Annotated in this window: 29 protein-coding genes and 1 pseudogene; 23 read left to right on the top strand and 7 right to left on the bottom strand. The window is 76.4% G+C overall.

The window, feature by feature from the left end; genetic code table 11:
• Window positions 1-32: 32 nt before the first annotated feature.
• The 14 genes and pseudogenes from secY to BLS82_RS03660 all read left to right on the top strand — a co-directional run bounded on the left by secY (window position 33) and on the right by BLS82_RS03660 (window position 11,313).
• Window positions 33-1,346 (top strand): preprotein translocase subunit SecY, encoded by a 1,314-nt coding sequence (secY, locus tag BLS82_RS03725; protein WP_092861640.1) that lies wholly within the window; start codon window positions 33-35, stop codon window positions 1,344-1,346.
• Window positions 1,343-1,915 carry an adenylate kinase gene (locus tag BLS82_RS03720; protein WP_176818908.1) on the top strand — a complete coding sequence of 191 codons (573 nt, stop codon included), beginning with the start codon at window positions 1,343-1,345 and terminating at the stop codon, window positions 1,913-1,915. Before secY ends, BLS82_RS03720 begins: the two co-directional genes overlap by 4 nt.
• Window positions 1,916-1,932: 17 nt before the next feature.
• Window positions 1,933-2,757, top strand: coding sequence for a type I methionyl aminopeptidase (gene map, locus BLS82_RS03715; protein WP_092861638.1), 825 nt, complete (start codon window positions 1,933-1,935; stop codon window positions 2,755-2,757).
• 196 nt (window positions 2,758-2,953) lie between these two features.
• Entirely contained in the window at window positions 2,954-3,175 is a 222-nt protein-coding gene (gene infA, locus BLS82_RS03710; RefSeq protein WP_052530803.1) for a translation initiation factor IF-1, read from the top strand.
• Window positions 3,176-3,224: 49 nt separating this feature from the next.
• Window positions 3,225-3,335, top strand: a pseudogene (rpmJ, locus tag BLS82_RS03705) (50S ribosomal protein L36); the annotation flags it as partial.
• 166 nt (window positions 3,336-3,501) lie between these two features.
• Entirely contained in the window at window positions 3,502-3,882 is a 381-nt protein-coding gene (rpsM, locus tag BLS82_RS03700; protein ID WP_092861636.1) for a 30S ribosomal protein S13, read from the top strand.
• Between the two features lie 49 nt (window positions 3,883-3,931).
• Window positions 3,932-4,345, top strand: coding sequence for a 30S ribosomal protein S11 (gene rpsK / locus BLS82_RS03695; RefSeq protein WP_092861634.1), 414 nt, complete (start codon window positions 3,932-3,934; stop codon window positions 4,343-4,345).
• Window positions 4,346-4,469: 124 nt separating this feature from the next.
• Window positions 4,470-5,486 (top strand): DNA-directed RNA polymerase subunit alpha, encoded by a 1,017-nt coding sequence (locus BLS82_RS03690; RefSeq protein WP_092861632.1) that lies wholly within the window; start codon window positions 4,470-4,472, stop codon window positions 5,484-5,486.
• 63 nt (window positions 5,487-5,549) lie between these two features.
• A complete protein-coding gene (gene rplQ, locus BLS82_RS16705) occupies window positions 5,550-6,218 on the top strand; it encodes a 50S ribosomal protein L17 (RefSeq protein ID WP_092861630.1) in 669 nt (222 codons plus the stop codon).
• A complete protein-coding gene (gene truA / locus BLS82_RS03680) occupies window positions 6,215-7,669 on the top strand; it encodes a tRNA pseudouridine(38-40) synthase TruA (protein ID WP_092861628.1) in 1,455 nt (484 codons plus the stop codon). Before rplQ ends, truA begins: the two co-directional genes overlap by 4 nt.
• 139 nt (window positions 7,670-7,808) lie before the next feature.
• Window positions 7,809-8,252, top strand: coding sequence for a 50S ribosomal protein L13 (rplM, locus tag BLS82_RS03675; RefSeq protein ID WP_092861626.1), 444 nt, complete (start codon window positions 7,809-7,811; stop codon window positions 8,250-8,252).
• Window positions 8,253-8,260: 8 nt separating this feature from the next.
• Entirely contained in the window at window positions 8,261-8,761 is a 501-nt protein-coding gene (rpsI, locus tag BLS82_RS03670; RefSeq protein ID WP_092861624.1) for a 30S ribosomal protein S9, read from the top strand.
• Window positions 8,762-8,790: 29 nt separating this feature from the next.
• Window positions 8,791-10,137, top strand: a complete 1,347-nt coding sequence (gene glmM, locus BLS82_RS03665; RefSeq protein WP_092861622.1) for a phosphoglucosamine mutase — start codon at window positions 8,791-8,793, stop codon at window positions 10,135-10,137.
• Window positions 10,138-10,224: 87 nt separating this feature from the next.
• Window positions 10,225-11,313 carry a GNAT family N-acetyltransferase gene (locus BLS82_RS03660; RefSeq protein WP_176818907.1) on the top strand — a complete coding sequence of 363 codons (1,089 nt, stop codon included), beginning with the start codon at window positions 10,225-10,227 and terminating at the stop codon, window positions 11,311-11,313.
• 375 nt (window positions 11,314-11,688) lie between these two features.
• On the opposite strand, the gene BLS82_RS03655 is transcribed toward BLS82_RS03660, so the two are convergent.
• Complete coding sequence (locus tag BLS82_RS03655) at window positions 11,689-12,663, bottom strand: NAD(P)-dependent alcohol dehydrogenase (protein WP_092862757.1); 975 nt, start codon at window positions 12,661-12,663, stop codon at window positions 11,689-11,691.
• 149 nt (window positions 12,664-12,812) lie between these two features.
• Between BLS82_RS03655 and BLS82_RS03650 the strand changes: the two genes are divergently transcribed.
• Entirely contained in the window at window positions 12,813-13,541 is a 729-nt protein-coding gene (locus BLS82_RS03650) for a TetR/AcrR family transcriptional regulator (RefSeq protein WP_218123506.1), read from the top strand.
• A 9-nt stretch (window positions 13,542-13,550) separates the two neighbouring features.
• Here the strand turns inward: BLS82_RS03650 and BLS82_RS03645 are convergent, their stop codons facing one another.
• Window positions 13,551-14,174, bottom strand: a complete 624-nt coding sequence (locus BLS82_RS03645) for an SDR family NAD(P)-dependent oxidoreductase (RefSeq protein ID WP_255378081.1) — start codon at window positions 14,172-14,174, stop codon at window positions 13,551-13,553.
• Between the two features lie 55 nt (window positions 14,175-14,229).
• Between BLS82_RS03645 and BLS82_RS03640 the strand changes: the two genes are divergently transcribed.
• Window positions 14,230-15,087: a helix-turn-helix transcriptional regulator gene (locus BLS82_RS03640; RefSeq protein ID WP_092861616.1), complete on the top strand. Its 858-nt coding sequence runs from the start codon at window positions 14,230-14,232 to the stop codon at window positions 15,085-15,087.
• Window positions 15,088-15,089: 2 nt separating this feature from the next.
• Here the strand turns inward: BLS82_RS03640 and BLS82_RS03635 are convergent, their stop codons facing one another.
• From BLS82_RS03635 to coaA, 3 genes are read right to left on the bottom strand one after another with little or no spacing between them, the layout of a single operon-like run.
• A complete protein-coding gene (locus BLS82_RS03635; RefSeq protein ID WP_176818906.1) occupies window positions 15,090-15,512 on the bottom strand; it encodes a fluoride efflux transporter FluC in 423 nt (140 codons plus the stop codon).
• Window positions 15,509-15,937 (bottom strand): CrcB family protein, encoded by a 429-nt coding sequence (locus tag BLS82_RS03630; RefSeq protein ID WP_218123504.1) that lies wholly within the window; start codon window positions 15,935-15,937, stop codon window positions 15,509-15,511. Before BLS82_RS03630 ends, BLS82_RS03635 begins: the two co-directional genes overlap by 4 nt.
• Entirely contained in the window at window positions 15,934-16,869 is a 936-nt protein-coding gene (gene coaA / locus BLS82_RS03625) for a type I pantothenate kinase (RefSeq protein WP_218123636.1), read from the bottom strand. The genes BLS82_RS03630 and coaA overlap by 4 nt, the downstream gene beginning before the upstream one ends.
• Before the next feature lie 240 nt (window positions 16,870-17,109).
• Here coaA and glmS point away from each other — a divergent pair, with 240 nt between their 5' ends.
• Window positions 17,110-18,978, top strand: coding sequence for a glutamine--fructose-6-phosphate transaminase (isomerizing) (gene glmS / locus BLS82_RS03620; protein WP_092861610.1), 1,869 nt, complete (start codon window positions 17,110-17,112; stop codon window positions 18,976-18,978).
• A 7-nt stretch (window positions 18,979-18,985) separates the two neighbouring features.
• Here the strand turns inward: glmS and BLS82_RS03615 are convergent, their stop codons facing one another.
• Window positions 18,986-20,968 carry an amino acid transporter gene (locus tag BLS82_RS03615; protein ID WP_092862755.1) on the bottom strand — a complete coding sequence of 661 codons (1,983 nt, stop codon included), beginning with the start codon at window positions 20,966-20,968 and terminating at the stop codon, window positions 18,986-18,988.
• Window positions 20,969-21,192: 224 nt separating this feature from the next.
• Between BLS82_RS03615 and BLS82_RS03610 the strand changes: the two genes are divergently transcribed.
• From BLS82_RS03610 to tsaE, 6 genes are all read left to right on the top strand, one after another.
• Window positions 21,193-21,438 carry a hypothetical protein gene (locus BLS82_RS03610; protein WP_143028735.1) on the top strand — a complete coding sequence of 82 codons (246 nt, stop codon included), beginning with the start codon at window positions 21,193-21,195 and terminating at the stop codon, window positions 21,436-21,438.
• Window positions 21,425-21,823: a type II toxin-antitoxin system VapC family toxin gene (locus tag BLS82_RS03605; RefSeq protein ID WP_092861606.1), complete on the top strand. Its 399-nt coding sequence runs from the start codon at window positions 21,425-21,427 to the stop codon at window positions 21,821-21,823. The genes BLS82_RS03610 and BLS82_RS03605 overlap by 14 nt, the downstream gene beginning before the upstream one ends.
• A gap of 136 nt (window positions 21,824-21,959) precedes the next feature.
• Window positions 21,960-22,349 (top strand): holo-ACP synthase, encoded by a 390-nt coding sequence (locus tag BLS82_RS03600; RefSeq protein WP_092861604.1) that lies wholly within the window; start codon window positions 21,960-21,962, stop codon window positions 22,347-22,349.
• Window positions 22,346-23,893, top strand: a complete 1,548-nt coding sequence (locus BLS82_RS03595) for a bifunctional ADP-dependent NAD(P)H-hydrate dehydratase/NAD(P)H-hydrate epimerase (RefSeq protein ID WP_218123503.1) — start codon at window positions 22,346-22,348, stop codon at window positions 23,891-23,893. The genes BLS82_RS03600 and BLS82_RS03595 overlap by 4 nt, the downstream gene beginning before the upstream one ends.
• Window positions 23,890-25,071: an alanine racemase gene (alr, locus tag BLS82_RS03590; protein ID WP_369811040.1), complete on the top strand. Its 1,182-nt coding sequence runs from the start codon at window positions 23,890-23,892 to the stop codon at window positions 25,069-25,071. Before BLS82_RS03595 ends, alr begins: the two co-directional genes overlap by 4 nt.
• Window positions 25,068-25,583 (top strand): tRNA (adenosine(37)-N6)-threonylcarbamoyltransferase complex ATPase subunit type 1 TsaE, encoded by a 516-nt coding sequence (gene tsaE / locus BLS82_RS03585; RefSeq protein WP_255378080.1) that lies wholly within the window; start codon window positions 25,068-25,070, stop codon window positions 25,581-25,583. Before alr ends, tsaE begins: the two co-directional genes overlap by 4 nt.
• An 18-nt stretch (window positions 25,584-25,601) precedes the next feature.
• Here the strand turns inward: tsaE and BLS82_RS03580 are convergent, their stop codons facing one another.
• The gene (locus tag BLS82_RS03580) at window positions 25,602-26,219 is read right to left on the bottom strand and encodes a LysE/ArgO family amino acid transporter (RefSeq protein WP_255378079.1); all 618 of its coding nucleotides are present in this window, start codon (window positions 26,217-26,219) and stop codon (window positions 25,602-25,604) included.
• Window positions 26,220-26,258: the final 39 nt, after the last annotated feature.

The following is a 26,258-nucleotide window of genomic DNA, read 5'->3' as shown; positions in this document are numbered from 1 at the left end:
GAGCGCCCTGCGGGGCGGACGATGGAGGACTGGTGCTCAGCGCATTCGTGCGGGCGTTCAAGACGCCCGACCTGCGGCGCAAGCTGCTCTTCACGCTGGCCATCATGGCCGTCTTCCGGCTGGGGTCGTTCATCCCGACGCCGGGCGTGAGCTACCGCAACGTGCAGGAGTGCCTGGGGGGGATCTCCACCACGGGCGACCTGCTGGGGCTGGTCAACCTCTTCAGCGGCGGCGCGCTGCTGCAGCTGTCCGTGTTCGCGCTCGGGATCATGCCCTACATCACCGCGAGCATCATCATCCAGCTGCTGCGCGTGGTGATCCCCCGCTTCGAGGCCCTGCACCAGGAGGGCCAGTCCGGCACCGCCAAGCTGACCCAGTACACGCGCTACCTGACGATCGCGCTGGCGGTGCTGCAGTCCACGACGTACATCGCGGTCGCCCGCTCGGGCAACCTGTTCGGGGGCGGCGCCGGCGCCCCGGCGGCGTGCGGCGACGTCATCCCCGACGGCTCGGTGCCCGTGGTGCTGCTCATGGTGCTGACCATGACGGCCGGCACCGGCCTGGTGATGTGGATGGGCGAGCTGGTCACCGAGCGCGGGATCGGCAACGGGATGTCCCTGCTGATCTTCACCTCGATCGCCGCGACCTTCCCGTCCTCCATCTGGGCCATCGGGCGCGAGCGCGGCTACGACGTCATGGCGCTCGTCATCGCCGTCGGCCTGGTCGTCGTCGCGCTCGTGGTCTTCGTCGAGCAGTCCCAGCGCCGCGTGCCGGTGCAGTACGCCAAGCGCATGGTCGGGCGGCGCATGTACGGCGGGACGAGCACGTACATCCCCATGAAGGTGAACATGGCCGGGGTGATCCCGATCATCTTCGCCTCCTCGCTGCTGTACCTGCCCTCCCTGGTCGCGCAGTTCGCCGACCCCACCGCGGGATGGGTGGTCTGGCTGCAGGAGACGTTCACGGCCGGTGACCACCCCCTCTACATCACCCTGTACTTCCTCCTCATCGTGTTCTTCACGTACTTCTACGTGGCGATCACGTTCAACCCCGAGGAGGTGGCGGACAACATCAAGCGCGTCGGCGGGTTCATCCCCGGCGTGCGCGCCGGGCGCCCGACGGCCGAGTACCTCGACTACGTGCTGACCCGCATCACGCTGCCCGGGGCGCTGTACCTGGGCGTGGTGGCGCTGATCCCCGTCGTCGCGCTCGTGCTGGTCGGCGCCAACCAGAACTTCCCGTTCGGCGGGGCCTCCATCCTCATCATCGTGGGGGTCGGCCTGGAGACGGTGAAGCAGATCGAGTCCCAGCTGCAGCAGCGCCACTACGAAGGGTTCCTCCGATGACGCGACTGGTCCTCCTCGGCCCGCCCGGAGCCGGCAAGGGCACGCAGGCCGCCCTGCTCGCCGAGCGGCTCGGCGTCCCCGCCATCTCCACCGGCGACATCTTCCGGCGCAACGCGAAGGAGCAGACCGAGCTCGGCCGCCGCGCGCAGCAGTACATGGACGCCGGGGAGTACGTGCCGGACGAGGTCGTCAACGCGATGGTCGCCGACCGGCTGGCGCAGCCGGACGCCGCCGGGGGCTTCCTCCTCGACGGCTACCCGCGCACGACGGCGCAGGTCGAGGAGCTCGACGGCATGCTCGCCGGGGCCGGCGCCGGCCTGGACGCCGTCGTCGAGCTCGTCGCCGACGAGGAGGAGGTCGTGGGGCGCCTGCGCAGGCGGGCCGCCGTCGACGGGCGCGCGGACGACGACGAGGCCGTCGTGCGCCGGCGCCTGGAGGTCTACCGGGAGCAGACGGCCCCGCTGACGGACCTGTACGCCTCCCGGGGCCTGCTGCGCCGCGTCGACGGCATCGGGCCGGTCGAGGAGGTCACCGCCCGGGTCGTCGCCGCCCTCGACGGCCGGGCCTGAGAGCGGTCGGCGGCGCCGTGCTGGGACGCGACCGGATCGAGTACAAGACCCCCGCGCAGGTGCGGGCGATGCGCCGCGCGGGGCTCGTGGTCGCCGACGCCCTGGCCGCCGTGCGCGAGGCGGTGCGCCCGGGCCTGACCACGGCCGACCTCGACGCCGTCGCGGCGCGGGTGATCGAGAGCGCCGGCGCCCGGCCCTCCTTCCTCGGCTACCACGGCTACCCGGCGGTGCTGTGCGTCTCCGTCAACGAGGAGGTCGTCCACGGGATCCCGGGCGGGCGCGTGCTGGCCCCCGGGGACGTCGTGTCCGTGGACTGCGGCGCGTTCGTGGAGGTCGACGGCGCGGGCTGGCACGGCGACGCGGCGTTCACCGCGGTGCTGGACCCGGCCGACCCCGCCGACGCGGAGCTGGTGCTGGCCACCGAGCAGGCGATGTGGGCGGGCCTGGCGGCCGTGGCGGTCGGCGGGCGCCTGGGCGACGTCGGCGCGGCCGTCGAGGACGCCGTGGCCGGCCGGGCCGCCATCGTCGAGGGCTACGTCGGGCACGGCATCGGCACCGCCATGCACCAGGCGCCCGAGGTGCTCAACCACCGCACCTCCGCGCGCGGCCCGAGGCTCAAGCCGGGCCTGTGCGTGGCGGTGGAGCCGATGCTCGCCCGCGGCACCGCCGAGACCGACGTCCTGGACGACGAGTGGACGGTCGTGACCACCGACGGCTCGCGCGCGGCCCACTGGGAGCACACCGTCGCCCTCGGCCCCGCCGGGCCGTGGGTGCTGACCGCCCCCGACGGCGGCCGCGCGCGCCTGGCCGAGCTCGGCGTGGAGGTCGCGCCGCTGGACTGAGCGGCGCCGGCGATTTCCGATCCCGCGGGCCGGTGGCGTACCCTGGGGAGTCGGCCTCGTGCGGCCACCGCCCCCGCTGCGCGGGTGGCCGCGGTGGAGCGGGGGCCGGGACCACGACCGCGAGCGCCGACCACGCGCGCGCGGACCAAGGACGGCGGACCGCCCCGCGCAGCGGGCCGGTCGGTGAGCGGAGGACATGCCCAAGAAGGACGGCGTCATCGAGATCGAGGGCTCGGTGGTGGAGGCGCTCCCCAACGCGATGTTCCGCGTGGAGCTCTCCAACGGCCACAAGGTGCTCGCGCACATCTCCGGCAAGATGCGGCAGCACTACATCCGGATCCTCCCCGAGGACCGCGTGGTGGTGGAGCTGAGCCCGTACGACCTGTCCCGCGGGCGCATCGTCTACCGCTACAAGTGACCCACCCCCACGGGCCCCGCTCCGGGCCCCGGCCCCGCGAGGAAGATCGATGAAGGTCAAGCCCAGCGTCAAGAAGATCTGCGACAAGTGCAAGGTGATCCGCCGCCACGGCCGGGTCATGGTGATCTGCGAGAACCTGCGCCACAAGCAGCGCCAGGGCTGCCCTCCCCGGCACCCCGGGACGGCGCCGAGCGTCCCGCCCCTCCCCGCAGCACCCGGTCCGCCCTCGGGCGGACCGACACCCCCGGTCCGGAGGCCGGGGACCCGCCGGTCCGGCGGGAGCGGTGCTGCTCCAAACCTCCGGTCCCCTGAGAGGCCCCGGACACATGGCACGCATCGTCGGCGTCGACCTCCCCCGCGAGAAGCGGGTCGAGGTGGCGCTCACCTACATCTTCGGCGTGGGGCGCACCCGCGCCAAGGAGCTGCTCACCGCGACCGGGATCAGCCCGGACCGGCGGGTGCGTGACATGGGCGAGGACGAGCTCGTCGCCCTGCGCGACTACATCGAGGCGAACTTCCGGGTCGAGGGCGACCTGCGCCGCGAGGTGGCGGCCGACATCCGCCGCAAGGTGGAGATCGGCAGCTACGAGGGCCTGCGCCACCGCCGCGGCCTGCCGGTGCGCGGCCAGCGCACCAAGACGAACGCGCGCACCCGCAAGGGTCCCAAGCGCACCGTCGCCGGCAAGAAGAAGGCCGGGCGCAAGTAGGCCCCGGCCCCACCGCCCCCTCGACAGCCCCTCCAGGAAGAGACCGCGCATGCCCCCCCAGACCCGCCGCGCCGCCGCCGGCGCCGCCCGCCGTCCCCGCCGCAAGGAGCGCAAGAACGTCTCCGTCGGCCAGGCGCACATCAAGAGCACCTTCAACAACACGATCGTCTCGATCACGGACCCCAGCGGCGCCGTGATCTCGTGGGCCTCCGCCGGCCAGGTCGGCTTCAAGGGCTCGCGGAAGTCCACGCCGTTCGCCGCGCAGATGGCCGCCGAGGCGGCCGCCCGCCGCGCGCAGGAGCACGGCATGCGCAAGGTCGACGTCTTCGTCAAGGGCCCCGGCTCCGGCCGCGAGACCGCGATCCGCTCCCTGCAGGCCACGGGCCTGGAGGTCGGCTCGATCCAGGACGTCACCCCCACGCCGTACAACGGCACCCGGCCGCCCAAGCGCCGCCGCGTCTGAGCTCCCAGCTCACCACCGAACGCACCACCGGACTCACCACCGAGCACCACCCCGGGCGGCGGACCGAGCCCGCCCGGGCCGCACGCCGGGGTCATATGGCGGATCCCGGCAGGAAGGCACCGAAGTGCTGATCGCACAGCGCCCCGCCCTGGTCGAGGACAGCGTCGCCGAGCACCGCTCGCGCTTCGTCATCGAGCCCCTCGAGCCGGGCTTCGGCTACACCCTCGGCAACTCCCTGCGCCGCACCCTGCTGTCCTCCATCCCGGGTGCCGCCGTGACGAGCATCCGCATCGACGGCGTCCTGCACGAGTTCACCACCGTGCCGGGCGTCAAGGAGGACGTCACCGAGCTCATCCTCAACATCAAGTCCCTCGTCGTCTCCTCCGAGCACGACGAGCCGGTCGTGATGTACCTGCGCAAGCAGGGCCCCGGCGCCGTGACGGCCGCCGACATCGCCCCGCCCGCCGGCGTGGAGGTGCACAACCCCGACCTCGTGCTGGCCACGCTCAACGAGAGCGCGCGCCTGGAGGTCGAGCTGACCGTCGAGCGCGGCCGCGGCTACGTCTCGGCCAACCAGAACAAGAGCGGTGACGCCGAGATCGGCCGGATCCCGGTCGACTCCATCTACTCGCCGGTCCTGAAGGTCACGTACAAGGTCGAGGCGACCCGCGTCGAGCAGCGCACCGACTTCGACCGCCTCGTCGTCGACGTCGAGACCAAGCCGTCGACGCACCCGCGCGACGCCATGGCCAGCGCCGGCAAGACGCTCATGGAGCTCTTCGGCCTCGCCCGCGAGCTCAACCTCGAGGCCGAGGGCATCGACATGGGCCCCTCGCCGACGGACGCCGCGCTCGCGGCGGACCTCGCCCTGCCGATCGAGGAGCTGGAGCTGACCGTCCGCTCCTACAACTGCCTCAAGCGCGAGGGCATCCACACCGTGGGCGAGCTGACCGCGCGCAGCGAGGCCGACCTGATGGACATCCGCAACTTCGGCGCGAAGTCCATCGACGAGGTCAAGGTCAAGCTGCAGGGCATGGGCCTGCAGCTGAAGGACTCACCGCCCGGGTTCGACCCCGGCGCGGCCGTCGACAGCTTCGGCGCCGACGACGACTCCGCCTACGCCGAGACCGAGCAGTACTGACCCGGGGAGGGGACCGGCCGGTCGGCCGGCCCCCTCCCGACCGACCACAGGAGATCGACGACCATGCCCACGCCCACCAAGGGTCCGCGGCTCGGCGGTGGCCCGGCGCACGAGCGGATGCTGCTCGCCGGTCTGGCCAGCCAGCTGTTCGAGCACCGCAGCATCACCACGACCGAGGCCAAGGCCAAGCGGCTGCGCCCGCTGGCCGAGCGCCTGGTCACCTTCGCCAAGCGCGGTGACCTCGCCGCGCGCCGGCGGGTCCTGACCGTCGTCCGCGACAAGGGCGTCGTCCACGAGCTCTTCACCGAGATCGCCCCGGCGATGGCCGAGCGCCAGGGCGGCTACACCCGCATCACCAAGATCGGGCCGCGCAAGGGCGACAACGCCCCGATGGCGGTCATCGAGCTGGTGCTCGAGCCGCTGACCGCCCGCGCCGCCACCGTGCGCGAGGCCGAGGCCGCCACCTCCCGCGCCGCCCGCGACCGCGCCGTCGCCCCGGCGGCCGTCCCGGCCGCCGCTGCGGGGCCGGACGCTGCGGGGCCGGACGCTGCGGGGTCGGACGCTGCGGGGTCGGACGCCGACGCCGAGGCGGCGAGCGCGCCGACGACCGACGCGCCCGCGGACACCGCGACCACGCAGCCCGGCGGGGCCACCGCCGTCACCAGCTCGGAGACCGCGGTCGACGAGCAGCTGGCGGACGGCGCCGTGCCGGCACCGGAGGAGCGGGCCTGAGCCCAGGTCCCAGCCCGGCGAGCCCGCCACCCCCGTCCGGGGGCGGCGGGCTCGTCCGCGTCCGCCTCGACCTGTCCTACGACGGCACGGACTTCGCGGGCTGGGCCCGCCAGCCGGGGCTGCGCACGGTGCAGGGGGAGCTCGAGGCGGCCCTGGCGCGGGTCCTGCGCCTGCCGGCGCCGCCCGCGACCGCGGTGGCCGGGCGCACGGACGCCGGCGTCCACGCCACCGGTCAGGTGTGCTCCGTCGACCTGCCCGCGCCGGCGTGGCGCGCGGCGCCGGGCCGCTCCTCCCGGCCGCCGGGGCAGGCCCTGCGCGACCGCCTGGGCGGCGTGCTGCCCCCCGACGTGCTCGTGCGCTCCGCCGCGCCCGCCCCGGCGGGCTTCGACGCCCGGTTCTCCGCGCTGCGCCGCCGCTACGCCTACCGCGTGGGCGACGACCCCGCCGGCGTGCCGCCGCTGCGCCGCCGGGACGTGGTGGGCGTGCGCGCCCCCGCCGGCGCCCTCGACGTCGCTGCGATGGACCGCGCCGCCGCCGCGCTGGTGGGGCTGCACGACTTCGCCGCGTACTGCCGCCCGCGCTCGGGCGCGACGACGGTGCGCACCCTGCTGCGCTGCGACTGGCGCCGCGACGCCGACGGCCTCGTGGTCGCCACCGTGGTCGCCGACGCCTTCTGCCACTCCATGGTGCGCGCCCTCGTCGGCGCCCTCCTGGCGGTGGGGCAGGCCCGGCGGCCGGTGGAGTGGCCGGAGCGGGTGCTGCGCGCCGGCGTCCGCGACGGCGCGGTGCAGGTGGCGCCGGCCCGCGGCCTCGTCCTGGAGGCGGTGGACTACCCGCCCGACGAGCAGCTGGCCGAGCGGGCCCGCGCGGCCCGCTCCCGCCGCGACGCGCCTGCGGGGCCGTGGCAGGGTCGGAGCATGACCGAGCAGCCCCGCCAGAGCGACGCCGAGCGGTTCGACCCGCGCGCCACCGACGACGACCTCGAGGAGCGCACGGTCGCCTCCGAGCCGCAGGACCACGACGGCGTCCTGGAGACGGGCGACATCAACGACGACCGGGTCACCGGCGCGGAGTTCGAGCGCGGCTACACCACCGAGGAGCGGCCCAGCCCCCTCTTCCGCCACGGGCTGACCGCCGAGGAGGAGCACCGCGGGGAGACCCTGGAGGACCGCCTCGCCCAGGAGGAGCCGGACGCGCCCGCGGGCTCCGGCGGAGCGATCGGCGCCGACGGCCCCGAGACGCCCGCGGACGAGCCCGACGACGGGGAGCTGCTCGACGACCAGGTCGGCTACGAGCGCGCCGGTCGCATCGTCGAGCCCGACGCCGGCGCCGGCACGGACACCGAGAAGGACGCCGTGGCGCAGGACGTCGGCCTGGACGGCGGCCAGTCCTCCGCGGAGGAGGCGGCGATGCACGTCGTCCCGGAGCCGACCGACCCCGAGGCGCTCTGACGCGCCCGCCGCGCGCTTTGACCGCCCCTGGCGCGCGCAGGTACTGTGGCAGGCGTTGTGCGCCCCCGCACGCCGTCGACTCCTCCGGCGCAGGGCCGCAGCAGCCGGCAGGTCCCACCACGACAGCGAAGGTCCCAGCGTGCGCACGTACACCCCCAAGCCCGAGTCGGTCGAGCGGCGCTGGTTCGTCATCGACGCCTCGGACGTCGTCCTGGGTCGCCTGGCCAGCCAGGCCGCGCAGCTGCTGCGCGGCAAGCACAAGCCCGTCTTCGCCCCGCACGTGGACACCGGTGACTTCGTCATCATCGTCAACGCGGACAAGGTCGTGCTGACCGGCAGCAAGTCGGAGAAGAAGCGCGCGTACCGCCACTCCGGCTACCCGGGCGGCTTGAAGTCGGAGCTGTACACCGACCTGCTCGCCCGCCGCCCGGAGAGGGCGGTCGAGAAGGCGATCCGCGGCATGATCCCCAAGAACAGCCTCGGCCGTCAGATGCTGAGCAAGCTCAAGGTCTACTCGGGCCCGGAGCACCCGCACGCGGCGCAGCAGCCCGTGCCGTACACCCTCACCCAGGTCGCGCAGTAGGAGATCCGTTGAGCACCGACACCTCCGCCCAGGACGCCGGCGTCGAGTACGACGCCGAGGACGCCCCGAGCAGCTACAGCACCTCCACGCCCGGCGCCGCCAGCGGCGGTGCCAGCATCATCGCCCCCGCCGCGGCGACCGGCCGCCGCAAGGAGGCCGTCGCCCGGGTGCGCATCGTCCCCGGCACCGGGCAGTGGAGCATCAACGGCCGCCCGCTGGACGACTACTTCCCGAACAAGGTGCACCAGCAGCTGGTCAGCGACCCGCTGCGCGTGACCGAGGTCGAGGGCCGCTTCGACGTCGTCGCCCGCATCGACGGCGGCGGCGTCTCCGGCCAGGCCGGCGCCCTGCGCCTGGGCGTGGCGCGCGCGCTGAACGCGGTGGACGTCGAGGCCAACCGGCCCTCGCTGAAGAAGGCCGGCTTCCTCACCCGCGACGCCCGCGTCACGGAGCGCAAGAAGGCCGGTCTGAAGAAGGCCCGCAAGGCGCCCCAGTACAGCAAGCGCTGACCCGCCGCCCGTCTGGCACCGGCCCCGCGATGGGACGCCTGTTCGGCACCGACGGCGTGCGCGGGCTCGCGAACGTCGACGTCACCGCCGAGCTGGCGCTGGACCTGTCCGTCGCGGCCGCGCACGTCCTCGGCGACGCCGGGGCCTTCGCCGGCCACCGCCCTCGCGCGGTGGTCGGCCGCGACCCGCGCGCCTCGGGGGAGTTCCTCTCCGCCGCCGTGGTGGCCGGCCTGGCCAGCGCGGGCGTCGACGTCCAGGACGTCGGCGTCCTGCCGACGCCGGGCATCGCGCACCTGGTGACCGCCACCGGCGCGGACCTCGGCGTCGTCCTGTCGGCCTCGCACAACCCGGTGCCGGACAACGGCATCAAGTTCTTCGCGCGCGGGGGGCACAAGCTGCCCGACGAGGTCGAGGACGCGATCGAGGCGCGCCTGCGCGAGCCGTGGCAGCGCCCCACCGGGGCCGCGGTGGGCCGCGTGCGCCCCGACGGCTCGGGCGCGCAGCGGTACGTGGAGCACCTGGTCGCCTCCGCGCCGCACCGCCTCGACGGCCTGCGCGTCGTCGTCGACTGCGCCCACGGCGCGGCGTGGTGGGTGGGCCCGGAGGCGCTGCGCCGCGCGGGCGCCGACGTCACCGTCCTCGGCGCCGAGCCCGACGGGCTGAACACCAACGACGGCGTCGGCTCGACGCACCCCGGGCCGCTGCGCGAGGCCGTGCTGGCCGCGGGCGCGGACGCCGGCGTGGCCTTCGACGGCGACGCCGACCGCTGCCTCGCCGTGGACGCGAGGGGCGAGCTCGTCGACGGCGACCAGGTCATGGGCGTGCTCGCGCTCGCGCTGAAGGAGCGGGGCGCGCTGGCCGGCGACGTGCTCGTCGCGACCGTGATGAGCAACCTCGGCCTGATCCTCGCGATGCGGGAGGCGGGCGTGCGGGTGGTGCAGACCGCCGTCGGCGACCGCTACGTGCTGGAGGCCATGCGCGAGGGCGGCTACAGCCTCGGCGGCGAGCAGTCCGGGCACGTCGTGATGCTCGACCACCAGACCACCGGCGACGGCGTCCTGACGGCGCTGCACCTGCTGGCGCGCGTGGCCGAGCTGGGCCGCCCGCTCGCCGAGGTCGCCTCCGTCGTCCGGCGCCTGCCGCAGGTGCTCGTCAACGTCCCGGACGTCGACAAGGCGCGGGCCAGCTCGCACGAGGGCGTGCGGGCCGCCGTCGCGCAGGCCGAGGCGGAGCTGGGCACGACGGGGCGGGTGCTGCTGCGCCCCTCGGGCACCGAGCCGCTGGTGCGGGTGATGGTGGAGGCCTCCGCGGCCGACCAGGCGCAGGCCGTCGCCGACCGGCTCGCCGCCGTGGTCGCCGCCGAGCTGGCGCTGTAGGCAGCTGCCCTGCCGCCCGGGCCGCCACGCACAGGACCATCCGTCAGACGCGTTGCCACGACTCCCAGCGTGCGCTCGGATGCCGTCGTGCAGATCCTCACCGCCCGCACCGACGGGCCCGCCGGCCAGGACCAGCTGCAGCGATGGGGCCGGCGGTGGGCGGACGCCGTCCACGCCGGGCAGGCGGCCGGGCTGGACGGCGCCACGGCGTGGCACCCGGCCGAGGAGCTGGCCGCCCTGCGCGTCGGCGACCCCGAGCGGGTGACCACGCTGCTCGCGGCCACGGACGGCGAGCGCGTCGTCGGGGGCGGGCGCGTGGACCTGCCGCAGCGGGACAATCCCGACCTGGCCCACGTCGCCGTCGCGGTGCCGCCCGCGTACAGGGGACGGGGGGTCGGGACGGCGCTGGTGCGAGAGGTCGTGCGGCTCGCCGCCGCCGAGGGGCGCAGCCTCCTGCTCGCCGAGATCTCGCGCCCGCTGGAGCCGGGCACCGCGCCGGAGGACACCGGCCCGACGTGGCCCGGGTCGCGGCTGGCCGGGCGGGTCGGTATGCGGCGAGGGCTGGTCGACGTCCGCCGCGACCTGGCCCTGCCCGCCGACCTCGAGCGGCTCACGCGCCTGCGCCAGCAGGTGCGCGCCCGCACGGGCGGGTACGCGCTGCGGGTGTGGACGGGCCCGACCCCGCCGGAGGACCGCGCGCGGATGGCGGTGCTGTCGGCGCGGATGTCCACGGACGCGCCGATGGGGGACCTGCACCTGGAGCCGGAGGTGTGGGACGAGGCGCGCGTGGTCGCCGGTGAGGAGCGCGCGGCCGCGCAGGGGCGCGAGGCGGTCACGGCTGTGGCGGTCGACGCCACCGGGGAGTGGGTCGGCTTCACCCAGCTCGTGCACAGCCGGTGGACGCCGGACCGCCTGCACCAGGGGGACACCCTGGTGCTGCGACGGCACCGCGGGCGCCGCCTCGGCCTGGCGCTCAAGCTCGCCGCGCTGGAGGAGGCGACGTCCCGGTGGCCGCAGGCGCGGGTGGTGAGCACGTACAACGCCGCGGGCAACGCGCCGATGATCGCCGTCAACGAGGCGATGGGGTTCCGCCCGGCGGAGCTGCTGGAGGAGTGGCAGGGTTCGGTGGAGGACGTGCTGCGGGCGGTAGGGACGGCGGACGCGCGCGCTGGCTGACGGGATAGGCCCGTCGGGCCGTGCCGCTGCTCGTCGTGCCTGTGGGCTGCTGGGGCTGTGGACGGCGGCGACCGAGCATCAGTGGTCTCCGGTGCGATCGGACGCGCGTTCGATCCGGCGGTGCTGGACGGTCCGGGCGAGGCGGTGCCCGAGCCGACGGTGCTGCGCCCACCGGTCGCCGAGCTGCTCGCGCTCGCGCCGGGCCCGGAGCTGCTGGCCGCGCTCGTCGCCCTGGCCCCGCGGGAGCTGTCCGCTCGCGAGCGCATCGAGGCAGCGGTCGCGTGGTGGTCGATGATGTCCTTCTGCACCGAGCTGGCCGAGCCTGGCAGGGCGGCGTCGCGGAGGTCTCGGAGGACCTCCTCGTTCGCACGCGCGTCACACCAGGCGGACGACATGCTTGCCCCGGCTGCCGCCGGCTCCTGCCGCCCGGTGGGCACCGGCGATGCCGGCGAGGGGGTGGACGGTGTCGACGACCGGGCGGACCTCCCCGGCCTCCACGTGGGCGGTCAGGGCGGCGAGCAGCGGGCGGGTGGGGGTGCCCGTGAAGAACCGGACCCGGCGGGAGCCGAAGACGACGGAGCCGGCCAGGTAGCCGGCGGAGGCGGCCAGGTGGGTGAAGTCGGGGGTGATGGTCACCATCCGGCCGCGAGGGCCAAGCAGGCGGCGGTAGGCGGCTAGGTCACTGCCGGCGGTGTCGAGGACGACGTCGAAGGTGCCCAGGTCGTCGGGTGCGACCTGCGCGCGGTCGAGCGCCTCCTCGGCGCCCAGCTCCCTGACCAGGTCCAGGTGGCGCCGGCTGGCGAGGCCGGTGACCCGAGCCCCGAGCGCCCGGCCCAGCTGCACGGCGACGCTGCCGACCCCACCGCTGGCGCCGCGCACGAGCAGCCGCTCACCCGGCTGCAGGCGCACCTGGTCACGCAGCGCGGTGATGGCCGTGGTGCCCACGACCGGCAGCGCCGCGGCTCGCACCAGGTCCAGCCCCGCGGGGCTCGGGGCCACGTGGCCGGCCGGCACTGCGACGTGCTCCGCGGCGGCCCCGGCCCGCCCGCTGGCGTACTGGCGGCGGGGCAGGACGCCCCAGACGCGGTCGCCGACGGCGAGGTCGCCCGGCCCCGTCGGGGAGCCGTCCACGTGCGCCACCTCACCGGCGAAGTCGACTCCCGTGCCCCGCGGGAAGGGCCCGCGGGTGACCCACCGCAACCTCCCGGACCTCGCCAGCAGCTCACCGCCGTTGACGCTCGTGGCGTGCACCCGAACCAGGACCTCCCCGGGCCCGGGGACCGGCACCGGGACCTCCGCCACGCGGAGCACCTCGGGCGGCCCGTACCGGTCGTACTGCGCGCGCCGCATCACCCTCGGCGACGTGGACTCCGTCGAGGCTGCTGGTGAGGTCATGTCGTGGCCCCTCCCTCGTGGACGGACGGCGCCGTCGGCCCGTCGCTCCTCGACGGTAGCGGCTCATGTGGACACCGTCGCCCACTCGCGGTGGAGTGGGAGACGTGCCTCCTCCGTCCTCTCGGAAGCCGGGCCCGCCGAGCGCCTCTCCCGGCGCGCCGCCGCTGCGCGCCGACGCGCGGGAGAACCGCCGGCGCATCCTCGACGCCGCCCGCGCCGTCTTCGCCGAGCGCGGCCTGGACGCACCGGTGCTGGAGGTCGTCCGGCGCTCCGGGGTCGGGGCCGCCACCCTCTACCGCCGCTTCCCGACCCGCGAAGCGCTGATCACCGAGGTGTTCACCGAGCAGGTCACCGCCTGCGTGAGCGTCGTCCTCGACGCCTCGCGCGACCCCGACCCGTGGCGCGGGTTCTGCGCCGCCGTCGAGGGCCTGTGCGCCCTGGACGCCGCCGACCGGGGCTTCACCGGCGCCTTCCTCTCCGCCTTCCCCGGCAGGGTGGACGTCGAGGACCAGCGGGAACGGGCCGAGCGCGCGTTCGCCGACCTGGCCCGACGGGCCCAGGACGCGGGGGAGCTGCGCGCGGACTTCAGCCGGCACGACCTCACCCTGCTGCTCATGGCCAACCGCGGGATCGTCCACGAGGACCCCGACACCCGGCTGGCCGCGTCGCGCCGGCTCGCGGCCTACCTGCTGCAGGGCTTCCGCGCCGGAACCGCCACGCCCCTGCCGCCCGTCGCCGTGCTCACCGGGCCTGCCACCAGCGGTGCCGGAGCTGAGCCGGCCCGAGCCCGCCTGGTGGCGCGGGACGGCCGCGCGCGAGGGCGGGGGCGGTGAGCGGGTTCCTCAGGCGGGGCGGTCCAGGCGGGTGGCGCCGATGCCGCCGTCCACGGACAGGACGGTGCCGTGGACCACCGCGGCGTCGTCGGAGGCCAGGTGGACCACCCCGGCGGCCACGTCCTCGGGCCGGACGACGACACCGGCCGGGGTGGCGGCGGCCATCGCGTCGAGCACCGCGTGGTGCGCGGCGTTGCCCGGGGTGAGGGTAACGCCCGGGGCGACGGCGTTGACGCGCACGCCGCGCGGCCCGTACTCGGCCGCCCAGGCCCGGGTCAGCTGCTCGTCGGCGGCCTTGGTCGCGGTGTACATCGCGCCGAAGGGGGACCCCACGCGGGCCATGCACGAGCTCGTGGTGACGACGACCCCGTGGCCGCGCGCGGCCATGGCCGGGGCGAGCGCCGCGACCAGGACGTGCGGGGCCCGCACGTTCACCGCGAGCAAGGCGTCCAGGTCGGCGTCGGTCAGGTCCTCCGTGGCCGGCACCGGGTACAGGCCGGCGTTGTTGACCAGGACGTCGACGCGCCCGCCGAGCACCCGGGTCGCCTCCGCGGCGAAGGCGCGCAGCTCCTGGTGGGAGCCGGCCAGGTCGCCGGTCCCCGGGTGCAGCCAGGTCCGGTGCTGCCTGGTCACGGCAGGACCACCCAGGAGGGCCGACCGAGGCCGGTGCCACTCCTACCGTGGTCGCGTGACGGGTGACCGCGCCGCGCTGGGCGCCTTCCTGCGCTCCCGGCGGGACCGGCTGACCCCCGCGCAGGCCGGCATCACCGCCTTCCCCGGGCCGCGGCGGGTGCCCGGGCTGCGCCGGGAGGAGCTGGCGGTGGCCGCGGGCCTGAGCCCGGACTACTACAGCCGCGTCGAGCAGGGTCGCCAGGCCAGTCCCTCCGAGGAGGTGCTCGCGGCGCTGTCCCGGGTGCTGCGCCTGGACGACGTCGAGCGCGCCCACCTGCGCGACCTGGCCGCGCCGGCCCCGCGACGACGGAGCGGGGCACCGAAGCCGGCCCAGCGAGCCGACCCGGGGCTGCTGCGGGTGATGGACGCGCTCGAGCACCTGCCGGTCCTCCTGCTCGGCCACCGCGGTGAGGTCCTGGCGCGCAACGCGCTGCTGCGTGCGGTGCTCGGCCGCCCGCTGGAGCCGGGGACGTCGTTCTGGCGCTACCTGTTCTGCGACCCGCTGGCCCGCGAGCGCATCGTCGACTGGGCCGGCTTCGCCGCGGCCGCGGTGGCCGCGATGCGCCGAGAGACCGCCCGGCGCCCGCACGACCGGCGGCTGGTCGCCCTCATCGGCGAGCTGCGCGCCGCCGATCCCGACGTCGCCCGCTGGTGGACCGACCACGCCGTGCGCGACGACGCCTCGGTGGCCAAGCGCATCGCCCACCCGGCCACCGGACCGCTGCACTTCGACGTCGAGATCGTCACCGGCTCTCACGAGCCGGAGCAGAGGCTCGTCGTCTACACCGCCGGGCCGGACTCCTCGACGGCGCGCCTGCTCCCCCTCGTCGCCAGCTGGGACGCCGAGGCCCCGGTCCACCGGTCGCGCCGGTGACCTCAGGCCGCCGCCAGACCGAGGGCGGCGGCGGCCGTGCTGATCACCAGGTTGAGCGCGGCCACCGCGGCAGCGGCACCCCGGCGGCGCTGCTGCAGCAGCACGAGCGCCTGCCAGCACGGCGTGCCGAAGGTGGTGAAGCCGCCGCACGCGCCGGCGCCGAGGACGAGGAGCCAGCCCGGGTCGGGGTCGCCGGAGCGCAGCGCGACCTCGGTCAGCAGCCCGATCAGCAGCGACCCGGCGGCGTTGACGGCGAGCGTGCTCACTGGCGGTCCCGCCGACCGCGCGCCGCGGCGGGCTGCGGCACCGGACCTCCTGGTGGCGCGGCGGGCCCACGCCGCGGTGACGGCGGTGTCGACGAGGTGGCGCAGGCAGGCGCCGGCACCACCGGCCGCGGCCAGCGCCAGGACCAGGAGCGCGCTCACCGGGCGCGCGGCGGTCGCTGGTCGACGCGGGCCGGCCCCGGAGCGACGGCGCGGGCCAGCCCCAGGCCCGCGGCGCACGCCAGCACCCCTGCTGCCGCGCTGGTCAGCGCGTAGCCGACCGCCAGCAGGGGCGACGCCGCGGCGAGCTGCACCGCCTCGACGGCCAGGGCGCTGTAGGTGGTGAACCCGCCCAGCAGGCCGGTCCCCAGCAGCAGCCGCAGCCGCCCGCCGCGCGGCGCGGCCGGCAGCGAGCCCAGCAGCGCGCCGAGCGCCAGCGCGCCGACCAGGTTCACCAGCAGGGTCCCGGTCGGCCACCCCTCCCGGGAGGGCGGTACGAGCGCCGTCCCCGCCCACCGGGCGAGCACGCCGACCGCCCCGTCGGCGGCCACCAGCAGCAGGTCCCGCGGCGCCGGCGCGCCGCTCACAGCTTGCGCAGCCGCACGCGGCGCACGGCGTGGTCGGGGCCCTTGGTCAGGACGATGGTGGCGCGCGCGCGCGTGGGCAGGACGTTCTGGACGAGGTTCGGCTCGTTGATGTCCGTCCAGATCCGGGTGGCCTGCTCGACCGCCTGCGCGTCGGACAGGCTCGCGTACCGGTGGAAGTAGGACTCCGGGCGGCTGAACGCCGTCTCGCGCAGGCGCAGGAAGCGGTCGACGTACCAGGTGCGGATGTCCTCGGTGCGCGCGTCGACGTAGACGGAGACGTCGAAGAAGTCGCTGACCGCCAGCCCCTGGCGGCCGTCGGCGCGGGTGCGGGCCGGCTGGAGCACGTTGAGCCCCTCCACCACGAGGACGTCGGGGCGCCGCACCACGATCTCCGCGCCGGGCACGATGTCGTAGGACAGGTGGGAGTACAGCGGCGCGCGCACCTCGGGCGCACCGGACTTCACCGCCGCCACGAACCGCATCAGCGAGCGCTGGTCGTAGGACTCGGGGAAGCCCTTGCGGTGCAGCAGCCCCCGGCGCTGCAGCTCCGCGTTCGGCCACAGGAACCCGTCGGTGGTCAGCAGCTCCACGCGCGGGGTCTCGGTCCAGCGGGAGAGCAGCTCGCGCAGCAGGCGGGCCGTCGTCGACTTGCCCACCGCCACCGAGCCGGCGACGCCGATGACGAACGGCGTGCGCGGCGCGCCGGCCTCCCCGGCGCCGGTCTCGCCGAGGAACGTCGAGGTCACCGCGTGCAGCCGCTGCACGCCGGCCGCGTACATGGTGAGCAGCCGCGACAGCGGCAGGTACACCTGCTCCACCTCCGCGAGGTCCACGCGCTCCCCGAGGCCGCGCACCCGCTCCACGTCCGCCGCGGTCAGGGTCAGGGGGGTGGACGCCGCCAGGCGGCTCCAGGCCGAGCGGTCCAGATCCACCCAGGGCGACGGGCTCGGCTGCCGGGGCGCCGTCGTCCCGGCGCCCGCGCTGCCCGTGCCGGTGCTCGTGCCGCTGCTCGTGCCGCTGCCCGTGCCGGTGCTCGTGCCGCTGCCCGTGCCGCTGCCCGTGCCGGTGCCCGTGCCGGTGCTCGTGCCGGTGGTCGTGCCGCTGGTCACGGGCGTCCATGATGCCGCGCGAAGGCCTCCGGCCGCGCAGCAGCCCCGTTACCCTTCGGAGCCATGTGCGGCATCGTGGGCTACGCGGGCCCGGTTCCCGGCGGCGAGGCGGACGGCGGCGGGCTCGCGGTGGTCCTCGAGGGCCTGCGCCGCCTGGAGTACCGCGGCTACGACTCCGCGGGCGTCGCGGTCGTCGCGGACGGGCAGCTGCTGACCGCCAAGCGCGCCGGCCGCCTCGCCCGCCTCGTCGAGGCCCTCGAGGTGGCGCCGCTGCCGGCCACCGCCACGGCCATCGGCCACACCCGCTGGGCCACGCACGGCGCCCCCACCGACGCCAACGCGCACCCGCACGTGAGCGAGGACGGCCGCCTGGCCGTCATCCACAACGGGATCATCGAGAACTACGCCGTGCTCAAGGCGGAGCTGCAGGCGCAGGGCGTGGTCTTCACCAGCCAGACGGACACCGAGGTCGCGGCGCACCTGCTCGGGCGTGCCCACGCCGAGCTCGGCGACCTGGGCGAGGCGGTGCGCGCGGTCTGCCGGCGCCTGGAGGGCGCCTTCACGATCCTGGCCGTCTCCGCGGACGCGCCCGGCACCGTCGTCGGCGCCCGCCGCAGCTCCCCGCTCGTCGTCGGCGTCGGGGACGGCGCCCACTACCTCGGCTCCGACGTCGCCGCGTTCATCGCGCACACCCGGGACGCGCTCGAGCTGGGCCAGGACCAGGTCGTGGAGATCACCGCGGGCGCCGCGGTGGTGACGACCTTCGAGGGCGAGCCGGCGCTGGCCCGCCCCTTCACCGTCGACTGGGACGCCGCGGCCGCCGAGAAGGGCGGCCACCCGTGGTTCATGGACAAGGAGATCCACGAGCAGCCGCGCGCGGTGGCCGACACCCTGCTCGGGCGCAGCGACGCCTCGGGGGCGCTCGTGCTCGACGAGATGAAGATCGACGAGGCGGTGCTGCGCCGCGCCGACAAGATCATCGTCGTGGCGTGCGGCACCGCGGCCTACGCCGGGCACGTCGCCAAGTACGCCGTCGAGCACTGGTGCCGCATCCCGGTCGAGGTCGAGCTCGCGCACGAGTTCCGCTACCGCGACCCGATCCTCACCGAGCGCACGCTCGTCGTGGCGATCTCGCAGTCCGGGGAGACGATGGACGTCGTCATGGCCGTGCGCCACGCGCGCGAGCAGGGCGCGAAGGTGCTGGCCGTCTGCAACACCCAGGGCTCGACGATCCCGCGCGAGTCCGACGCCGCGCTGTACACGCACGCCGGCCCCGAGGTCGCCGTCGCCTCCACGAAGGCGTTCCTCTCCCAGATCACGGCCTGCTACCTGCTGGGCCTGTACCTGGCGCAGCTGCGCGGGAACATGTTCGCCGACGAGGTGCGCGAGGTGCTGCGCCACCTGCAGGCCATGCCGGACGCCGTCCAGACCGTGCTCGACCGCGCCGAGGACGTGCGCAAGCTCGCCCGCGAGCTGGCCGACTCCCGCTCGGTGCTCTTCCTCGGCCGCCACGTCGGCTACCCCGTGGCCCTCGAGGGAGCGCTGAAGCTCAAGGAGCTGGCGTACCTGCACGCCGAGGGCTTCGCGGCCGGGGAGCTCAAGCACGGCCCCATCGCCCTCGTCGAGGAGGGCCAGCCCGTCTTCGTCATCGTGCCCTCCCCGCACGGGCGCGACTCCCTGCACGCCAAGGTCGTCTCCAACGCCCAGGAGGTGCGCGCGCGGGGGGCCCGGACCATCGTGATCGCCGAGGACGGCGACGACGCGGTGCTCGGCTCCGCGGACGTCGTCCTGCGGGTGCCGCGGGTGCCCACGCTGATGGCCCCGCTCGTCACGGTCGTGCCGCTGCAGGTCTTCGCGATGGAGGTCGCCACCGCCAAGGGCCTGGACGTCGACCAGCCCCGCAACCTGGCCAAGTCCGTGACCGTGGAGTGACCCCGCCTCACCCTCCCACGTGGACGTAGGGGCGCCGCTGCGGATCGGGCTCGCTCTCGCGCAGGATCTCCCGCACCACCGGGGCGGTGTCCCCGCGCCCGAGCAGCAGGTACCGGAACAGGTGCACGAGCGGGTTGCCCTCGGACCACGCGAAGTGCGCGTGGGGGTGCACCCCGGTGGCGTCGCGCAGGGCCAGCAGGATCGCGGCGATGGCGTTGGGCGCGGCCGCGCTCTCGGCCCGCAGGACCCGGTGCCCGTCGACCTCCACCCCGCGCACGACGAGCTCTCCGCTGAACCCGGACGGGTCCACCACGTCGATCTCCAGGAAGAGCACGTCGGCCGCGCCGGGGAGCGGGTTGACGCTGCGCTGGGCGGCCTCCTTGGCCGCGTACTCGGCGGGCTCGCCGGTCTGCCGGCGGTGGGCGATGAGGTTCAGGGCCCCGTCGGCGGCCAGGGAGTCGGTGACGAACCGGCGGGCGGCGTCGTCGAAGGTGATGCGGTCCGCGCGCAGCTCGGTGGTGCGCGAGACCCGCGAGACCAGGGAGATGGTGACGATGCCGGCGATGAAGAACGCCGCGATGGCGATGCCGTCGGGCGCCTCGACGATGTTCTCCACCAGGGCGTAGAGCAGGACCAGGACCAGCGCGGCGAAGGCGACGGCGCTCCTGCGCTGGCGCCGGCGGACCGCCGAGACCGTGACGGCGAAGGCGCCGGAGACCATCATCGCGAGGATCCCGGTGGCGTACGCGCCGGCCTGGGACTCGACGTCGGCGCCGGAGGCGATGGTGATCACGATGCTGATCGCGGTGTAGACGAGCACCACCGGTCGCACGGCGCGGCCCCACTCGGGCGCCATGCCGTACCCGGGCAGGTAGCGCGGCACGATGTTGATCAGCCCCGCCATGGCCGAGGCGCCGGCGAACCAGAGGATGAGGATGCTGGAGACGTCGTAGGCGGTGCCCAGGCCCTCGCCCAGCAGCTCGTGGGCGAGGTAGGCCAGGGCGCGCCCGCTGGCCTCGCCGCCGTCCTCGAACTCCTCGGCCGGGACCAGCAGCGTGGTGACGAAGGTGGTGGCCAGCAGGTACCCGGACATGATCACGGCCGCCGTCGTGAGCAGCTTGCGGGTGTTGCGCACCCGCGAGGCCAGGCGCTCGGCCCGGGTGCGGCCCTCGGCGGCCACCAGCGGCATCATGCTCACCCCGGTCTCGAACCCGGACAGGCCCAGGACCAGCAGGGGGAAGGCGATGACCGCCGGGCCGAGGACGTCCAGGGGCCCGTCGGTCCCCGCGGTCAGCGCCCGCGTCCACCCGGGGAGCACCTCGGGGCGGGCGACGACCTCCAGCACGCCGGCGACGACGACGGCGGCGTTCAGGGACAGGAAGGCGATCACGAGCGGGATGGCGACGGCGACGGCCTCGGTGAAGCCGAGCAGGAAGACCCCGCCGAGCAGGACCAGCAGACCCACCGTCACCGCCACCTCGTGGCCGTGCAGGACGTCGGGGGCGTAGGGGTTCTCGAGCAGGTGCACGGTCGCGTCCGCCGAGGACAGCGTGATGGTGATGATCCACGAGGTGGCGACGAAGCCGAGCAGGGCCAGGACGAAGAGCTTGCCGCGCCAGAACGGCAGCAGGTCCTCCAGCATGGCCACCGACCCCTGGCCGTGCGGGCTCTCGGCCGCCACCCGCCGGTACATCGGCAGCACCCCGAACAGGGTGAGGGCGACGATGAGCAGGGTGGCCAGGGGCGAGAGCGCCCCCGCGGCCAGGGCGGCGATGCCCGGCAGGTAGGACAGGGTGGAGAAGTAGTCCACCCCCGTCAGGCACATCACCCTCCACCACGCCTGGGGCTGGGCGTGGTCCTCCTGCGCGGCAGGGCCCTCCGGCTGCACCTGGTGCTGCAGCAGCCAGCGCGCCAGGCCGCCGCGGGGCCCGGAGCGCCTCGCGGCGCTGGGGACGCTGGCGGGGACCGCCAGCTCGTCGGTCGTGCTCACCTCGGTGCTCGCGCCGTGCTCCACGCCGTTCCTGACCTCGTCGGTGCGCCGGCCGCCGACCGCGGCGCGGTGTTCGCTGTGCCCGCATCATGCGCCTGCGCGCTGCGTGGCTCTCGCGCACCCGCAGCACGGCGCGTCCCGTGCGCTGCGCGCGGGCGCACCGGAGCCGACGTGGTGGTGCGGTGCTGCATGTCCTCATGCACTTCTGCATGTTATCGTCGGGGATGCCGAAGACCGTGCAGATCCGCGACCTGGACGACGACGTCTACGCCGGCCTCGTCCGGCGCGCCGCCGAAGCCGGGACGAGCGTGCCCGAGCTCCTGCGCGTCGAGGCGGCGCGCCTGGCAGCGCGACCCAGCGTCGAGGAGTGGCTCCAGCGCACGCGTCGCCGCTCCTCGACGCTGGACCGCCGACAGGTCCTCGACGCGCTCGACGAGCAGCGGGGCGGGTGGCCCGGTGCTGGTCGTTGACGCCTCCTGCCTGGTCGAGGTGATCATCGGCGGGCCGGACGCCGAGGAGGTCCGTCAGAGGCTGGCGGCCGACCGCGACCACGCCGCTCCCCACGCCGTCGACGTCGAGGTCTTCGGGGTCATCCGGCGCGAGCACCTGCGGGGACGCCTGGACGCCACCGCGGCCGCCCAGGCGGTCGAGGACCTGGAGGCGTGGCCCGCGGAGCGGTTCGGGCACCGGCTCCTGCTCGACCGCGCCTGGCAGCTGCGCGACACCGTGCGCGGCTGGGACGCCGTGTACGTCGCGCTGGCCGAGGCGCTCGACGCCGTCCTGCTCACCACCGACCGGCGGCTCGCGGGCGCGACCGGACCCTCCTGCCGGATCGAGGCGCTGGGCGAGCACTAGCTCGCACCGGTGCTGGTGCTCGCCCAGCGCCCGGGTCGGCTCCGGCGCGCCGCTCCGGCACGGCGCCGTGCGCCCGCGGTGGACGGGTGGGCGCGGACGGGCAAGATGGGCGGGTGAGCGCGAGCGGGACCCGACGGTGATCGTGGGCGTCGGCATCGACGTCGTCGACGTCGCGCGCTTCGGCGAGGCGCTGCAGCGCACGCCGGCCCTGGCCGAGCGGGTCTTCACCGCCGCCGAGCGCGGCCTCCCGCTGGCCTCGCTGGCGGCCCGGTTCGCGGCCAAGGAGGCGCTCGCGAAGTCCCTCGGGGCCCCGCGCGGCCTGAGCTGGCACGACGCCGAGGTGCACCGGGAGGACAGCGGGCGGCCGGTGCTGCGCGTCACCGGCTCGGTCGCCGCGCGCGCCGCCGAGCTCGGGGTGGCCTCCCTGCACGTCTCCCTCTCCCACGACGCGGGCATCGCCTCCGCCGTCGTCGTCGCCGAGGCCGCGGCTCCGCCCCGCCCGCCGGCCGGCGAGGGCGCGCCGTGACCACCGCGCGCCTGGTGGCGGCCGTCCGCAGCGCCGAGGCCGCCTCCGGGGTCGGCGACCCCGTGCTCATGGGACGGGCGGCCTCGGCGCTGGCCGCCGTCGTCGCCGACGTGCTGCGCGGGCGCGTCGACGGCAGCGGGGCGGTGAGCGGGCGCGTCTACGGCAGCCGCGTGGTGCTCCTCGTCGGCGGCGGCAGCAACGGCGGCGACGCGCTGCTGGCGGGCGCCCTGCTGGCGGGCCGGGGCGCCGCGGTGACGGCGCTGCTCGCCGCCGAGCACGCCTCCGAGCGCGCCCTGGGCGCCTTCCGCTCGGCCGGTGGTCGGGTGGTGGCGGCGGCGGACGCCTCGTCGGCGCTGGTCGCCGGCGCGCTGGCCGGAGCGGACGCCGTCGTCGACGGCCTGCTCGGCGCCGGCGGCCGCCCGGGCCTGGCGCCGTCCGCCGCGGCGCTCGTGGCCGCCGTCCCGCCGCGCGCGCCGGTGGTGGCCGTCGACCTGCCGAGCGGCGTGGACCCGGACACCGGGGAGGTGCCGCCGGACGGGCGGCACGTGGTCGCGGACGCGACGGTCGCCTTCGGCGCCGCCAAGCCGGCGCTGCTGCTGCCGCCCGCCGCGCCCGCCGCCGGGCGCGTCGTGGTCGCCCCCATCGGTCTGCGCCTGCCGGCGCCGCAGCCCGGCGAGCTCGTCGTGGAGCGCCTGGGCGCCGCGGCCGCCGCCGCCCTGTGGCCGGTGCCGCAGGGCGCCAGCGACAAGTACTCGCGCGGCGTGGTGGGCGTCGTCGCGGGCGGGGAGGCGTACACCGGCGCCGCCGTCCTGTGCGTGGGGGCCGCCGTGCGGGCGGGCGCCGGCATGGTGCGCTACCTCGGGCCCCCGCGGCCCACCGAGCTCGTGCGCCAGCGCTGGCCCGAGGCGGTGCCCGGGCCGGGCCGGGTGCAGGCGTGGGTGGCCGGCCCCGGCGTCGACCCGCAGGACGGCGACCAGGCGCCCGCCGTCCACCGCGCCCTCGACGCGGCCGTCGAGGAGGGCCTGCCCTGCCTGCTCGACGCCGGCGCGCTGCCGGCCCTGCTCGAGCGCGTGCTGGACGACGGCCCGCTGCGGGCGCCGCTGCTGCTCACCCCCCACGCCGGGGAGCTGGCGCGGCTGCTGAGCGCGCTGGACGCCGAGGACGGCGGGACCGGGCCGGTGACCCGCGAGGAGGTCGCGGCGCGCCCGCTGCGCTGCGCCCGCGCCGCGGCGGAGGCCACGGGCGCGACCGTGCTGCTCAAGGGCGCCGCGACCCTCGTCGTCGCGCCCGGGGGGCGGGTGCGCTCGCAGGCCGACGCGCCCGCGTGGCTGGCGAGCGCGGGGGCCGGGGACGTGCTCGCCGGCGTGGCGGGCGCCCTGCTCGCGGCCGGGCTGGCCCCGCTCGACGCCGGGGCCCTGGCGGCCGCCGTCCACGGCCGCGCCGCCCTCGCGGCCAGCGGCGGCGGGCCCCTGCACGCGGAGGTGGTCGCGGCGGCCCTGCCGGGCGTCGTCGCGCACCTGCTGACCACCGGGACGTGGCCGTGACCGCGGTGGCCGTGACCGAGCAGGAGTGGCCGGCCGGCTGGGCGGGGGAGGTCGTCGTCGACCTCGGCGCCGTGCGCGAGAACGCCGCCGCGCTCGCCGAGCGCGCCGAGCGCGCCGCCGTCATGGCCGTCGTCAAGGCCGACGCCTACGGGCACGGGCTCGTGCCCGGCGCCCGCGCGGCGCTCGCGGGCGGGGCGTCGTGGCTGGGGGTGGCGCAGCTGGAGGAGGCCCTGGCCCTGCGCGCCGCGGGCATCGGCGCGCCGGTGCTGTGCTGGCTGTTCGCCCCGGGCCAGGACCTCGCGCCCGCCGTCGCCGCCGGCGTGGACCTGTCGGCCTCGTCGCCGGGCGCCGTGGCCCAGGCCGCGGACGGCGCGGCGCGCGCGGGCCGCCCGGCGCGCCTGCACCTGTTCGTCGACACCGGCCTCGGCCGCGAGGGAGCGCCCCCGGCCGCCTGGCCGGACCTCGTCGCCGCCGCCCTGGCCGCCCGCGCCGAGGGCGCCGTGGAGGTGGTCGGCGCCTGGTCGCACTACGCGTGGGCGGACGCGCCCGAGCACCCCACGGTGCACCGGCAGACGGCGCTCTTCCGCGAGGCCGTCGCGCTCGCCGAGGCCGCGGGCGCCCGCTTCGCCGTCCGGCACCTGGCCAACTCGGCCGCGACGCTGACGAACCCGGACGCCCGCTTCGACCTCGTCCGCCCCGGGCTGGCGGTCTACGGCCTCTCGCCCGTGCCGGACCTCGGAGGACCGGCCCGCTTCGGGCTGCGCCCGGCCATGACGGTGCGCGCGCGCCTGGCGCTCGTCAAGGAGGTGCCCGCCGGGCACGGCGTCTCCTACGCCCACCAGTACACGACCACCGCGCCGACGCGCCTGGGCCTGGTGCCGCTCGGCTACGCGGACGGCGTGCCGCGCTCCGCCAGCGGCGCCGGCCCGGTGCGCGTGGCCGGCGGACGCACCCGCGTGGCCGGGCGCGTGTGCATGGACCAGTTCGTCGTCGACCTCGCGGGCCTGCCCGGCGCCGGGACGGCGCGGGCCGGTGACGAGGTGGTCCTCTTCGGGGACGGGCGCTACGGCGCGCCCACCGCCCAGGAGTGGGCGGAGGCGGCCGGGACCATCAGCTACGAGGTCGTCACCCGGATGTCGGCGCGCCTGCCCCGCCGGTACGTCGGGGAAGCGCCGTGAGCGCCCCGTCGGAGAGGACGGCGGACGGGGCGGCAGGCGTCCTGCGGCTGCCGACGGCCGACGACACCCGCGCCCTCGGCCGCCGGCTCGCGGGCCTGCTGCGCGCCGGGGACCTGCTCGTCCTCGCCGGCGACCTGGGGGCGGGCAAGACGACGCTGGTGCAGGGCCTGGCCGAGGGTCTCCGCGTGCGCGGGCCGGTCACCTCCCCGACGTTCGTCATCGCGCGCGTGCACCCGTCCACCGCGGGCGGGCCCGCGCTGGTGCACGTGGACGCCTACCGCCTCGGCTCCCTCGCCGAGGTCGACGACCTCGACCTCGACACCTCGCTGGAGGAGTCCGTCACGGTCGTCGAGTGGGGCCGCGGCCTCGTCGAGCGCCTCGCCCAGGACCGCCTGGAGCTGGAGCTGCACCGCGGGGCGGGCGGCACCGGCAGCGGGGACGGCGAGGAGCGCACCGCCGTCCTGCGCGCCGTGGGCCCCCGCTGGGACGGCGCGGCGCTGCCGACCGCGTAGACCCCGGCCCGCCGCCGCTCATCCGGCGGCGAGCAGCAGGGAGGCGGCCAGGGCGAGCATGACCAGGGCGATCCCCGCGTCGAGCACCCGCCAGGCGCCGGGCCGGGCGAACAGCGGGCGCAGCAGCGCGGCGCCGTAGCCGAGGGCGGTGAACCACGCGGTGCTGGCGAGGGCGGCCCCGGCGGCGAACCACCACTGCCGCCCCGGATGGCCCTGGGCGATCGAGCCGAGCAGGACCACGGTGTCGAGGTAGACGTGCGGGTTCAGCCAGGTCAGCGCCAGCGCCGTGGCCACCGCCGCCGCCGCGGAGGCCGGTGCCACCCCGCCGCCGGGAGCCAGCGCCTGCGGGCGCAGCGCCCGGCGGGCGGCCATCAGGCCGTACCCGGCCAGGAAGGCGGCGCCGGCGACGCGCACCGCGTCGAGCAGCCCGGGCCGGCTCTGGACGACGGCGCCCGCACCGGCCACGCCGGCGAGGATGAGCGCGACGTCGGAGACCACGCACACCAGCACCACCGCGCCCACGTGCTGCCGGCGCAGGCCCTGGCGCAGCACGAAGGCGTTCTGCGCGCCGATCGCCACGATCAGGGACAGGCCCAGCCCGAGACCGGAGAGGGCAGCGAGGAGGTCGGGGAGCACCGGGCGACCGTAGGACCCCCTCCTGCGGAAGGGAATCTC

The sequence above is a fragment of the Quadrisphaera sp. DSM 44207 genome (assembly GCF_900101335.1).
Taxonomy (GTDB): domain Bacteria; phylum Actinomycetota; class Actinomycetes; order Actinomycetales; family Quadrisphaeraceae; genus DSM-44207.
This window is presented reverse-complemented; position numbering and strand designations above follow the sequence as displayed.